Annotated in this window: 9 protein-coding genes and 1 tRNA gene; 8 read left to right on the forward strand and 2 right to left on the reverse strand. The window is 68.0% G+C overall.

Translation table 11 applies throughout. The features are described 5' to 3' along the window. The 4 genes from mltG to ACOYW6_RS01630 all read left to right on the forward strand — a co-directional run bounded on the left by mltG (window position 1) and on the right by ACOYW6_RS01630 (window position 2,329). Window positions 1-981, forward strand: coding sequence for an endolytic transglycosylase MltG (gene mltG / locus ACOYW6_RS01615; RefSeq protein WP_423142090.1), 981 nt, complete (start codon window positions 1-3; stop codon window positions 979-981). 120 nt (window positions 982-1,101) lie between these two features. Continuing rightward, entirely contained in the window at window positions 1,102-1,653 is a 552-nt protein-coding gene (locus ACOYW6_RS01620; RefSeq protein ID WP_423142091.1) for a peroxiredoxin, read from the forward strand. Between the two features lies 1 nt (window position 1,654). Beyond that, a complete protein-coding gene (locus ACOYW6_RS01625; protein WP_423142092.1) occupies window positions 1,655-2,185 on the forward strand; it encodes a 2'-5' RNA ligase family protein in 531 nt (176 codons plus the stop codon). 67 nt (window positions 2,186-2,252) lie between these two features. Next, window positions 2,253-2,329 (forward strand) — tRNA-Met (locus ACOYW6_RS01630). A gap of 7 nt (window positions 2,330-2,336) precedes the next feature. Here the strand turns inward: ACOYW6_RS01630 and ACOYW6_RS01635 are convergent. Next, window positions 2,337-2,798: an Lrp/AsnC family transcriptional regulator gene (locus tag ACOYW6_RS01635; RefSeq protein ID WP_423142093.1), complete on the reverse strand. Its 462-nt coding sequence runs from the start codon at window positions 2,796-2,798 to the stop codon at window positions 2,337-2,339. Between the two features lie 107 nt (window positions 2,799-2,905). Here ACOYW6_RS01635 and putA point away from each other — a divergent pair, with 107 nt between their 5' ends. From putA to ACOYW6_RS01655, 4 genes are all read left to right on the forward strand, one after another. After that, window positions 2,906-6,397 carry a bifunctional proline dehydrogenase/L-glutamate gamma-semialdehyde dehydrogenase PutA gene (gene putA / locus ACOYW6_RS01640; RefSeq protein ID WP_423142094.1) on the forward strand — a complete coding sequence of 1,164 codons (3,492 nt, stop codon included), beginning with the start codon at window positions 2,906-2,908 and terminating at the stop codon, window positions 6,395-6,397. Window positions 6,398-6,479: 82 nt separating this feature from the next. Next, complete coding sequence (locus tag ACOYW6_RS01645; protein ID WP_423142095.1) at window positions 6,480-7,631, forward strand: isovaleryl-CoA dehydrogenase; 1,152 nt, start codon at window positions 6,480-6,482, stop codon at window positions 7,629-7,631. Between the two features lie 13 nt (window positions 7,632-7,644). Then, window positions 7,645-9,246: a carboxyl transferase domain-containing protein gene (locus ACOYW6_RS01650; protein ID WP_423142096.1), complete on the forward strand. Its 1,602-nt coding sequence runs from the start codon at window positions 7,645-7,647 to the stop codon at window positions 9,244-9,246. Window positions 9,247-9,250: 4 nt separating this feature from the next. Then, the gene (locus ACOYW6_RS01655) at window positions 9,251-11,140 is read left to right on the forward strand and encodes an acetyl/propionyl/methylcrotonyl-CoA carboxylase subunit alpha (RefSeq protein WP_423142097.1); all 1,890 of its coding nucleotides are present in this window, start codon (window positions 9,251-9,253) and stop codon (window positions 11,138-11,140) included. Here ACOYW6_RS01655 and ACOYW6_RS01660 read toward each other — a convergent pair. Next, window positions 11,137-12,360, reverse strand: a complete 1,224-nt coding sequence (locus tag ACOYW6_RS01660) for an MFS family transporter (protein ID WP_423143033.1) — start codon at window positions 12,358-12,360, stop codon at window positions 11,137-11,139. The two genes, ACOYW6_RS01655 and ACOYW6_RS01660, sit on opposite strands and share 4 nt — an antisense overlap. Window positions 12,361-12,428: the final 68 nt, after the last annotated feature.

A 12,428-nucleotide genomic window follows, 5' to 3' on the forward strand; every position in this document is an offset into this window, starting at 1 on the left:
ATGGCGCGCTCGCGCCCGCGGCGCGGGATCGTCCTTGTCGTCGTTCTGGCCGTCCTGCTCGGGGGCGGGCTGGAACTGAGCCGCTGGTTCGGCCCCGGTCCGCTGGGCCGCGACGCGTCGTTCACCGTGCCCGAAGGAACCACGCTGGCGCGGCTGGCGACCAGGCTGGAGCAAGCCCACGCGGTACGCTCGGCCGACAGCTTTCGCCTGCGCGCCCGGGTCCTGGGCGGCGGCGGCGACATCAAGGCGGGCGAATTCCTGCTGCCCAAGGGCGCCAGCGAGCGCGAGATCCTGGCCATCGTCGAAGGTGACGAGGTGCTGCGCCGCTTCGTGACCGTGCCTGAGGGGATGCCCGCGATCATGGTCTTCGACCGGCTGAACGCGGTCAACACCCTGTCCGGCGGAATCGCGGTGCCTGCCGAGGGATCGATCCTGCCGGATACCTACGAAGTTTCCAAGGACGAGCCGCGCGCCGCGGTGCTGGCCCGCATGCAGGCGGCGATGAAAAAGGCGCTGGCCGAGGAATGGGCCAGGCGCGCGCCGGGCCTGGTGGTGAAAACGCCGGAGGAGGCACTGACACTGGCCTCGATCGTCGAGAAGGAAACCGGCAAACCGGCCGAGCGCACGATGGTGGCCGGTCTATACGCCAACCGCCTGCGGATCGGCATGCCGCTGCAGGCCGACCCGACGATCATTTACCCGATCACGCGGGGCAAGCCGCTGGGCCGGCGCATCCTGCGCTCGGAAATCCGCGCGGTGAACGATTACAATACCTATTCGATGGCCGGGTTGCCCAAGGGGCCGATCACCAATCCAGGCCGCGCCAGCATCGCCGCGGTGCTGCATCCCGCGCAGACCAAGGCGCTGTACATGGTCGCCGACGGAACCGGCGGGCACGCCTTCGCCGATACGCTGGAACAGCATAACGCCAACGTCGCGAAGTGGATGGCGATCCGGCGCCAGCGCGGCGAAGTTCAGTAATCGAATTCGCCGATTACCAACCGGGGGTTTAATCGCCCTGGTAATGAACCCATCTGGCCTATGCCGCGTTCGCACCGGCATACCCCACGCCATTATGGCACCCCATTCCTGGAGTTCATCATGCAGACCCGCGAAATTCCCGACGTTACCCTCAAGACCCGCGTTCGCGACGAATCGATTGGCGGCGAAAACCCGTTCCGCTGGCAGGACCTGAAGGTTCGCGACGAATTCGCCGGCAAGCGCGTGGTCGTCTTCGCGCTGCCAGGCGCCTTCACCCCGACCTGCACGACGGAGCAGTGCCCCGCTTATGAGCGCCTTTACGACGACATGATCGCCACGGGCGCGGACGAAGTCTATTGCCTGTCGGTCAACGATGCCTTCGTGATGTACCAGTGGGGCAAGCACCTGGGCCTTGAGAAGGTCAAGCTCCTGCCTGACGGTTCGGGTGCCTTCACCCGCCGCATGGGCATGCTGATCGACAAGGATCACCTCGGCTTCGGGATGCGCTCGTGGCGCTATGCGATGATCGTCGACGACAACGTGGTCACCGCGTGGTTCGAGGAGCCGGGCATCAACGACGACGGCAGCGACGCCGATCCCTATGGCGTCAGCAAGCCGGAGAGCGTGCTCGAAGCACTGAAGGCGTCGCGGCACCCCGCCCAGTCGGCGTGACGTGCCGCAGCCCTACATCCTCACGGCCGAGCTGCCGGGCGACGTGTTCGCCTGGGCAGACGGCCTGAGGAAGGCGCACTTCCCGCCAGAGCGCAATCACCTTGCCGCCCATGTCACGCTGTTCCACGCCTTTGCGCCGTCGCTGCGCGAGGAACTGCGCGCGATGGCGGCCGCGCTGGCGGGCGAATACGCGCCCCCGCAGGCGCAGGTCGACGGCTTGCTCAAGCTGGGTGGGGGGACCGCGATACGGCTGCGCAGCGACGGGATGAGCGCGCTGCGCGGCCGCATCGCGGATCGCTTCGAAACGATGCTGACCGCGCAGGACCAAGGCACCAAGGTCCTGCACATCACGGTCCAGAACAAGGTCAGCGCCGAGGCGGCGCGCGCCCTCCAGGCGGAACTCGGGCCGATGCTGATGCCGCGCCGATTCGCCTTCACCGGGCTTGGCCTGCACCTTTACCACGGCCCGCACTGGGAGGCTGTCGGCATCTGGCCTTTCCGCGGCCGCGCCAGCGCCGACACGCGCGGTTGACCACGCCCGCCTTGCCCCCTATGTGCGCCGCCTGCGAAGGCCGCCGAGGCCGGTCGCAGCCCCTTGGGGCGGAGTAGCTCAGCTGGTTAGAGCAGCGGAATCATAATCCGCGTGTCGGGGGTTCGAGTCCCTCCTCCGCTACCATTCCCGATCAGAAATGCCCGTCGCGCACGGTTTCCATGGCCACGAAGGTGGACGTGCTGGCGACGTGCGGCAGCGCGGAGATGCGTTCGCCCAGCACCTCGCGGTAGCGGCGGATGTCGGCAGTGCGGACCTTGAGCAGATAGTCGAAGTGGCTGGCGATCATGTGGCACTCCTCGACCTCGGGAATGCGCAGCACCGCGACCCGAAACGCTTCGAGCGCGGCTTCGCGGGTGTCGGACAGCTTGACCTCCGTAAAGGCGACGTGATCGAGGCCCAGCATCGCGGGATCGACCTCGGCGCGAAAGCCGCGGATCACGCCGGCGTCGATCAGGCGCCTGAGTCGGACCTGGCACGGCGTCTTGGACAAGCCGACGCGCCGCGCGAGTTCGGCAACCGAGAGACGGCCGTTTTCGCGCAAGGCGGCGATGATCCTGCGATCGGGCGGGTCGATCGTGACGGGATTGCTCATTTTCCGGTCCTTCAGGCCTGCATAGGACGGCATTTTCGGTTCGAATGGCCGCGGATAGGCTGCAATAATGGGCGAACGGGCGCAAGCATCGATGTTATCGTGCCGGCATGACGACCACGCCCTTCGCCGCCTTCGCTCCGCCCGTCCGCCCGCAAGCGCCGCTACGCCGTTCCATCACCTCCGCCTTTCGCCGCCCAGAGCGCGACTGCGTTGCGGCGCTGCTGGAGCAGGCGGCGCTGCCGTCCGATGTGACTGCCCGCGCCCAGGCGACCGCGACCGCGCTAGTCACCGCGCTGCGCGCCAAGCCGCGCGGTTCGGGCGTAGAAGGGCTGGTTCACGAATTCGCGCTGTCGAGCCAGGAGGGCGTCGCCCTGATGTGCCTGGCCGAGGCGTTGTTGCGCATTCCCGACGCCGCCACGCGCGATGCCCTGATCCGCGACAAGATCGCGCCGGGGGACTGGAAAGCCCATGTCGGTGACGGCCGCTCGCTGTTCGTCAACGCAGCGACCTGGGGCCTTGTCGTCACCGGCAAGCTGACCGCCAGCGTCAACGACAGCGGCCTGTCGGCGGCATTGACCCGCCTGATCGCCCGCGCCGGCGAGCCGGTGATTCGCCGCGCCGTCGACATGGCGATGCGGCTCATGGGCGAGCAGTTCGTGACCGGCGAGACGATTGCCGAAGCGCTGAAACGTTCGCGGGGCCCTGAAGCCAAGGGCTATCAGTACAGCTACGACATGCTGGGCGAGGCGGCGACGACCGCCGAAGACGCGGCGCGCTATTACAAGGATTACGAGCGCGCGATCCACGCGATCGGGCAGGCATCCGCCGGGCGCGGGGTTTACGCCGGGCCGGGCATCTCGGTGAAACTTTCGGCGCTGCACCCGCGCTATACCCGCGCGCAAGTCGGCCGGGTGATGGACGAACTGCTGCCGCGGCTTTCCGAGCTGGCGGCGCTGGCGAAAGGCTATGGCATCGGCTTCAACATCGATGCCGAGGAGGCCGACCGGCTGGAGATCTCGCTCGACCTGCTGGAAAGCCTGGCGAACGACCCGGCGCTGGCCGGGTGGGACGGGCTGGGTTTCGTGGTCCAGGCCTATGGCAAGCGCTGCCCGTTCGTGATCGACTGGATCGTCGATCTTGCCCGCCGCAGCGGCCGCCGCATCATGGTGCGGCTGGTCAAGGGCGCCTACTGGGATGCCGAGATAAAGCGGGCCCAGGTCGACGGACTGACAGATTTCCCGGTCTTCACCCGCAAGGTCCACACCGACGTCTCGTACCTGGCATGCGCGGCCAGGTTGCTGACGGCGCGCGACGCGGTGTTCCCGCAGTTCGCCACGCACAATGCCCAGACGCTGGCGACGATCCACGCGCTGGCCGGTCCCGATTTCACGGTCGGCGACTACGAGTTCCAGTGCCTCCACGGCATGGGTGAGCCGCTTTACGACGAGGTCGTCGGGACGGACAAGCTTGGCCGGCCATGCCGCATCTACGCGCCCGTCGGCACGCACGAGACGCTGTTGGCCTACCTGGTCCGGCGCCTGCTGGAAAACGGCGCCAATTCCTCGTTCGTGAACCGCATCGGCGATCCAGCTGTGCCGATCGCGGAGCTGGTCGCGGACCCGGTTGCCGAAGTGCGTGCGATGCCCGATCCGGGTGCGCCGCACCCGGCAATCGCGTTGCCCGCCGACCTCTATCCCGGCCGCCGCAATTCGCGCGGGCTGGACCTGGCCGACGAAAGCGTCCTGGCGGACGTTTCCGAGCGGCTCCAGGCCAGCGCGGGCCGGGACTGGCACGCCGGGGGTGAAGATACGGGCGGGGGGCGTGCCGTGCTCAATCCCGCCGACCACGGCGACCGCGTCGGCACCGTGGTGGAGGTGACGACGAAGCAGGCCGCCGCCATGGCGGCCGCGGCGCGCGCCGCCGCGCCGGCGTGGGCTGCCACCGCGGTCGATGCCCGCGCCGCCTGCCTCGAGCGGGCTGCGGACTTGCTTGATGCCCGGATGGAAGACCTGCTCGGCCTGATCATGCGCGAGGCAGGCAAATCGCTGCCCAACGCTATCGCCGAAGTGCGCGAGGCCCTCGATTTCCTGCGCTATTACGCGTTGCAGGCGCGGGCAACGATGACGGACCAGGCGCCGCTTGGCGTCGTCACTTGCATAAGCCCGTGGAACTTCCCGCTGGCGATCTTCACCGGGCAGGTCGCCGCCGCGCTGGTCACCGGCAACGCCGTGCTGGCGAAACCGGCCGAGGAAACGCCCCTGATCGCGGCGCAGGCGGTGGCTATCCTTCATGAAGCCGGCGTTCCGCGCGACGTCCTGCAACTCGTTCCGGGCGATGGCGCGGTCGGCGGGGCACTGGTGGCCGCGGCGGAGACGGGGGGCGTGCTATTCACCGGGTCGACCGAGGTGGCGCGGATCATCCAGGGCGAGCTTGCCAAGCGGCTGGGCGCGCAGGGCAACCCGATCCCCTTCATCGCCGAGACCGGCGGGCAGAATGCGATGATCGTGGACAGCTCGGCGCTGGCCGAGCAGGTTGTCGCCGACGTTCTGGCATCGGCCTTCGACAGCGCCGGGCAGCGCTGTTCGGCGCTGCGGATCCTGTGCTTGCAGGACGATATCGCCGACCGAACGCTGGCGATGCTTCGCGGCGCGCTGGCCGAGCTGTCGGTCGGGCGGACCGACCGTCTGGCGGTTGACATCGGCCCGGTCATCACCGCTGACGCGCAGGCCGGCATCGCACGCCATATCGAGGCGATGCGCGCGAAGGGGTGCCGTGTGACCCAGGTCGCGCTCCCGCCCGAAGCCGGCGCCGGCACCTTCATCGCCCCGACCATCATCGAAATCGACAGGGTCGATCAGCTCGAACGCGAGGTGTTCGGACCGGTCCTCCATGTCATGCGGTTTCGCCGCAGCGGGCTCGACGCCCTGATCGATGCGATCAACGCGACCGGCTATGGCCTGACCTTCGGCCTGCATACGCGCCTCGACGAGACGATCGCGCACGTCACCGGGCGGGTGCGGGCGGGCAACGTCTACGTCAATCGTAACGTAATCGGCGCGGTCGTCGGCGTGCAGCCGTTCGGAGGGCGCGGGCTTTCCGGGACCGGACCCAAAGCGGGCGGGCCGCTGTATCTCGGCCGCCTGGTCCACGCGCCGCTGGTGGCCCCGGCATCGTGCCGGCCCGGCACCGTTACCGAGCTGCCGGGCCCGGTCGGCGAACGCAATCTTTACGCGCTGCACCCGCGCGGCGACATCCTGCTGTTGGCCCGGAGCGACAAGGGCCTGGCCGCCCAGCTTGCCGCGGTCGAGGCGACGGGCAACCGCGCGGTCGTATTCGCGCCGCACCTTCAGATCGCCGGACTGCCCGTCTTTGCGCGCCGGGTCGACGATCCGGCCGCCGCCGGTCCCTATGCCGGCGCCTTGGTGGAGGGGGACGCGGTAGTCCTGCGGCGCCAATTGCCGCGCATCGCGGCGCTGCCGGGGCCGATCGTGCTGACCCAGGCGGGCAAGCCCCGGCTGGACTGGCTCGTCGAGGAAGTCTCGACTTCCATCAACACCACCGCGGCGGGGGGCAACGCCAGCCTGATGGCGATGGTCTGACCGCTGACAGGATCGTGCGTTCGATTGCAATTTTGCTTCGCGTGCGCTCTTGGCTAGAGCGGGACGTGAACGAGAGGACCTGATGATCGATTTCGATTTCGCGCTCGGCGATACGGCCGACATGATCCGCGAGACGACCGCCCGCTTCGCGGCGGACCGCATCGCGCCGCTTGCCGCCGCGATCGATGCGGAAGACCGCTTTCCGATCGAGCTGTGGCCCGAAATGGGCGCGCTCGGCCTGCACGGGATCACCGTCGAGGAAGAGTGGGGCGGTCTTGGCCTCGGCTACCTCGAGCACGTCATCGCGCAGGAAGAAGTCGCCCGCGCTTCTGCCTCCGTCGGGCTCAGCTACGGCGCGCACTCGAACTTGTGCGTCAACCAGATCCGCCGCTGGGGCAACGATGCGCAGAAGGCGAAGTACCTCCCCGGGCTGATCAGCGGCGAGCATGTCGGCAGTCTGGCGATGAGCGAGGCCGGCGCCGGTTCGGATGTCGTCTCGATGAAGCTGAAAGCGGAGCAGCGCGGCGACCGCTGGGTGCTTAACGGCACCAAGTTCTGGATCACCAATGCGCCGTATGCCCAGACGCTGGTGGTCTATGCCAAGACCGGCGAGGGGAGCCGCGGCATCACCGCCTTCCTGATCGAAAAAGGCATGGCCGGATTTTCCATCGGCCAGAAGATCGACAAGATGGGGATGCGCGGATCGCCCACCGCCGAACTGGTGTTCGACGATTGCGAAGTGCCTGAAGACAACGTCATGGGTCCGCTTCACGGCGGCGTCGCGGTGCTGATGAGCGGGCTCGACTACGAGCGTGCGGTGCTGGCGGGCATCCAGCTTGGTATCATGCAGGCGTGCCTCGACACAGTCCTGCCCTTCGTGCGCGACCGCAAGCAGTTCGGGCAGCCGATCGGCTCGTTCCAGCTGATGCAGGCGAAGGTCGCCGACATGTATGTCGCGCTCAATTCGGCGCGTGCCTACGTCTACGCGGTCGCGCGCGCCTGCGACGCGGGCCGCACCACGCGCTTTGATGCCGCCGGCGCAATTCTGCTGGCCAGTGAAAACGCCGTTCGCGTCAGCCTCGAAGCGGTCCAGGCGCTTGGCGGCGCGGGCTATACCAAGGATTGGCCGGTCGAGCGCTTTATGCGCGATGCCAAGCTGCTCGACATCGGGGCGGGGACCAACGAGATCCGCCGGATGCTGATCGGCCGCGAATTGATCGGCGCGTCTCAGTGAAGGGGTTTGGCGCATGAGCGCGCCCGTTCTCGGCACCAAGCTCGCCACCGATGGCGAGGAGTTCCGCGCCCGGGCGGCGCACAACCGCGCCCTGGCGGACGACCTTCGCGCGCGGGTGGCCAAGGCGGCGCTGGGCGGAAACGAAAAGTCGCGCGAGCGCCATACGGCGCGCGGCAAGCTGCTGCCGCGCGAGCGAGTAGAACGCCTCCTCGACCCCGGCTCGCCGTTCCTCGAGATCGGGCAGCTCGCCGCGGGCGGGATGTATGACGACGAGGTTCCCGGTGCCGGCATGATCGCGGGCATCGGGCTGGTGTCGGGACGGCGCTGCATGATCGTGGCCAACGACGCCACGGTGAAGGGCGGCACCTACTACCCGGTGACGGTCAAGAAGCACCTGCGGGCGCAGGAAATCGCGCTCGAGAACCGGCTGCCGTGCATCTACCTGGTCGACAGCGGCGGCGCTAACCTGCCCAACCAGGCCGAGGTCTTTCCCGACCGCGATCACTTCGGCCGCATCTTTTTCAACCAGGCGCAGATGAGCAGCCGGCAGATCCCGCAGATCGCCTGCGTAATGGGCAGCTGCACCGCGGGCGGCGCCTACGTTCCGGCGATGAGCGACGAGAGCGTGATCGTGGCGGGCCAGGGCACGATCTTCCTGGCCGGGCCGCCGCTGGTCAAGGCCGCGACGGGCGAGGAGATCACGGCCGAGGACCTGGGCGGGGGTGACCTGCATGCGCGCAAGTCGGGCGTGGTCGATCACCTGGCGCAGGACGACGATCACGCACTGGCGATCGTGCGCGACATCATCGCCACCCTGCCGCCGCCAGCCCCGCACGCCCTGGACGTGTCCGAGGCCGAGCCGCCGCGCCACGATCCCGGTGAACTTTACGGCGTCATTCCCGACGACGTGCGCGCACCTTACGACGTGCGCGAGGTGATCGCCCGGCTTGTCGACGACAGCGCCTTTCATGAGTTCAAGGCGCTTTACGGAACCACGCTGGTCTGCGGATTTGCCCGCATTCACGGCATGCCGGTGGCGATCCTGGCCAACAACGGCGTGCTGTTCTCCGAATCCGCGCAAAAGGGCGCGCATTTCATCGAGCTCGCCTGCCAGCGCCGCACGCCGCTGCTGTTCCTGCAGAACATCTCGGGCTTCATGGTCGGCGGCAAGTACGAGGCCGAAGGCATCGCCAAACACGGCGCCAAGCTGGTGACCGCCGTGGCAACCGCGCAGGTCCCCAAGATCACCGTCCTGATCGGCGGCAGCTTCGGCGCCGGCAATTACGGCATGTGCGGGCGCGCCTACAGCCCGCGGTTCCTGTTCACCTGGCCCAATGCCCGCATCAGCGTAATGGGCGGCGAGCAGGCGGCCAGCGTGCTGGCCACGGTCCACCGCGAAGCGGGCAACTGGACGCCCGAGCAGGCCGAGGCGTTCAAGGCGCCGGTGCGCCAGAAGTACGAGGACGAGGGCAACCCCTATTATGCTACCGCGCGGCTGTGGGACGACGGCGTGATCGACCCGGTGCAGACGCGCGACGTGCTGGGGCTGGCATTCGCCGCCTGCCTCGATGCGCCCATTCCCGAAGCAGCGCGCTTCGGCGTGTTCCGGATGTGATGCGATGATCGGTTCCCTTCTCATCGCCAACCGCGGCGAAATCGCCTGCCGGATCATTCGCACCGCGCGGGCGATGGGCGTCCGCACGATCGCGGTCTATTCCGATGCCGATGCCAAGGCGCTGCATGTGCGCGAGGCGGACGAGGCGATTCATATCGGCCCCTCGCCGGCGCGCGAAAGCTACCTGGTGGGCAGCAAGATCATCGCCGCGGCAAAAGCTGCCGAGGCCGAGGCCATTCACCCCGGCTACGGCTTCCTGTCGGAGAACGCCGACTTCGCGCAGGCCGTGCTCGACGCGGGTCTGGTCTGGGTCGGCCCGAAGCCCGCTTCGATCCGCGCGATGGGTCTGAAGGATGCCGCCAAGGAACGCATGATAGCGGCCGGCGTACCGGTGACGCCGGGCTACCTGGGCGAGGACCAGGCGCCGCGTCGCCTCAAGGCCGAGGCCGATGCGATCGGCTATCCGGTGCTGATCAAGGCGGTGGCGGGCGGGGGCGGCAAGGGCATGCGCCGCGTCGACGACGCCGCGCAATTCCTGGAGATGCTCGAAAGCTGCAAGCGCGAGGCGGCGTCGAGCTTCGGCGATGAGCGGGTGCTGATCGAGAAGTACATCCTCTCGCCGCGCCATATCGAGGTCCAGGTCTTCGGCGACAGCCACGGCAACGTCGTCCACTTGTTCGAGCGTGATTGCTCGCTTCAGCGACGTCACCAGAAGGTGATCGAGGAGGCCCCTGCGCCGGGCATGGACGCGGCGACGCGCGAGGCGGTCTGCGCCGCCGCGGTGCGTGCGGCAAAGGCGGTCGATTACGAAGGCGCCGGCACGATCGAATTCATCGCCGACGCCAGCGAGGGCCTGCGCGCCGACCGCATCTGGTTCATGGAGATGAACACCCGCCTGCAGGTGGAGCATCCGGTGACCGAGGCGATCACCGGTCAGGACCTTGTCGAATGGCAGTTGCGGGTGGCCAGCGGCGAGGCGCTGCCCTGCCGCCAGGACGAACTCTCTATCAACGGCTGGGCGATGGAGGCGCGCCTTTATGCCGAGGATCCGGCCACCGGGTTCTTGCCCAGCACCGGCACGCTGCGCGAATTCGACGTGTCCAGCCATGCTCGCGTCGATACCGGGGTCGAGGAAGGGAGCACGATCAGCCCGTTCTACGATCCGATGATCGCCAAGATCATCGTTCACGCCGCCAGCCGCGAGGACGCCGCGGCGCAAGCCGAGGACATGTGCGCCACCACCACGGTCTGGCCGGTCAAATCGAACGCCGGGTTCCTGACGCGCCTGTTCGCGCATCCCGATTTCGTGGCCGGAAACGTCGATACCGGATTTATCGAACGGAGCCTAGGCGACCTGGTTTCCGCCTTTGTGCCGGATGAGGCCTGGGCCTCTGCGGCGCAGTGGATGATCGATTACGACGCGAATATGCCGCCTCGGCGCGGCACGCCCTGGCACGAGCTGTCCGGCTTTCGCGCCAATGCTACCGGCAAGCGCCGCGTTGCAGTGGAGCATGGCGGCGAGGTGCGCGTCATGGATGGGCTCGACCGGCCGATCTTCGATCTTCTTCACGCGCGCAAGTTCGGCGACACCGTCGTGGTCTTCCACCGGGGGGAGGGATGGACCTTCAATCGCACCGGGCAGGGCCGCAAGGCGGGGGGCAGCGCCGGCAATGGCGCGATCGTTGCGCCGATGCCGGGCAAAGTCACCGCGGTCACGGTCAAGGAGGGCGACGAGGTGGCAGAGGGCCAGCCGCTGCTGACGCTCGAGGCGATGAAGATGGAACACACGCTGGTCGCGCCCTTTCCTGGGACCGTGACCGGGCTGGCGGCGGAACCGGGCGGGCAGGTGAGCGAAGGCAGCGTCCTGGCTACGGTCGTTCGCGCCGCGGACTAGGCCTTGTCGGTCAGCGGGTCGCTCCTGCGGGTGTCGCGCATCAGCACGGCGGTCACCAGCGACACGGCGCAAATGGCGGTGACGTACCAGGCGAATCCGCCTTCGTTGCCGCCTTGCTTGAAGCTGAGCGCCACGTATTCGGCCGTGCCGCCGAACAGCGCGTTGCCGATTCCGTAGGCCAGGCTGACCCCAAGCGCGCGGATGTGCAGGGGGAACAGCTCGGCTTTGAACAGGCCGCTGACCGACGTGTAGAAGCTGTTGATCGCCAGCCCGCCCAGGATCAGCGCGAAGGCCGCGCCGGGGCTTTGCACGCCGCTCAGCACGCGCAAAAGCGGCAGGGTCAGCGCCGTTGCCAGCAGGCCGAACAGGATCATGTTGGTTCGCCGCCCGATCCGGTCCGACAGCGCGCCCAGCAGCGGCTGCAGCGCCACGAACGGGATCAGCACCGCGGTCATCACCCAGTTGGCGGACTTGGCATCCATCCCCGCCGTGTTGACGAGGTACTTTTGCATGTACGTGGAGAACACGTAGAACATCAGCGATCCCCCGGCCGTAAGGCCGAGCACGGTCAGGAAGGCGCGCCAGTGCGGCACCAGCCCGCGGATCAGGCCGGCATCGCGATGGTTCGCGGCGCGCGCGGCCGTTTCATGCATCGAAGCGCGCAGCACCATCACGCCGACCGCGCCGACCGCGCCCAGCGCAAAGGGGATGCGCCAGCCCCACGCCTTCAGCTCCGCTTCGCTCAGCGCGCTTTGCAGGACCAGGATGACGGCCAGCGCCAGCAACTGGCCGCCGATCAGCGTGACGTACTGGAAAGAGGCGAAGAAGCCGCGGCGGCCCGCCGGGGCAATTTCACTGAGGTAGGTCGCGGCGGTGCCGTATTCCCCGCCGGTCGAGAAGCCCTGGATCATCCGGCCGATCAGGAGGAGGGCCGGCGCTGCCGCACCGATCGCCGCATAGTCGGGCAGGACGGCGATCAGCGCCGCGCCCAGGCCCATCAACAATATCGCTACAACCATCGCGCGGCGGCGGCCGCGGCGATCGGCAAGGCGGCCGAAATACCAGCCGCCCAGGGGCCGCATCAGGAAGCCGACGGCGAAAATGCCCGAGGTGCCGAGCAACTGTGCAGTGGCATCGCCCTTGGGGAAGAAGGCGGAGGAGAAATAGAGCGCGGTAAAGGCGTAGACGTAGAAGTCGTACCATTCGATGAGGTTGCCCATCGAGCCGGCGACGATTGCGCGAACGCGCCCCGCGGTGGAAAGCCCGCCTGCCTGCGGGACGGTCTCGA

The sequence above is a fragment of the Parablastomonas sp. CN1-191 genome, from assembly GCF_049354825.1.
In the GTDB taxonomy this organism is placed as follows: domain Bacteria; phylum Pseudomonadota; class Alphaproteobacteria; order Sphingomonadales; family Sphingomonadaceae; genus Novosphingobium.

Coding starts and splice junctions, on each gene's coding strand:
- mltG (WP_423142090.1), top strand. CDS start 1: ATGGCGCGCTCGCGCCCGCGGCGCGGGATCGTCCTTGTCGTCGTTCTG.
- ACOYW6_RS01620 (WP_423142091.1), top strand. CDS start 1,102: ATGCAGACCCGCGAAATTCCCGACGTTACCCTCAAGACCCGCGTTCGC.
- ACOYW6_RS01635 (WP_423142093.1), bottom strand. CDS start 2,798: ATGAGCAATCCCGTCACGATCGACCCGCCCGATCGCAGGATCATCGCC.
- putA (WP_423142094.1), top strand. CDS start 2,906: ATGACGACCACGCCCTTCGCCGCCTTCGCTCCGCCCGTCCGCCCGCAA.
- ACOYW6_RS01645 (WP_423142095.1), top strand. CDS start 6,480: ATGATCGATTTCGATTTCGCGCTCGGCGATACGGCCGACATGATCCGC.
- ACOYW6_RS01650 (WP_423142096.1), top strand. CDS start 7,645: ATGAGCGCGCCCGTTCTCGGCACCAAGCTCGCCACCGATGGCGAGGAG.
- ACOYW6_RS01655 (WP_423142097.1), top strand. CDS start 9,251: ATGATCGGTTCCCTTCTCATCGCCAACCGCGGCGAAATCGCCTGCCGG.
- ACOYW6_RS01660 (WP_423143033.1), bottom strand. CDS start 12,360: ATGGGCAACCTCATCGAATGGTACGACTTCTACGTCTACGCCTTTACC.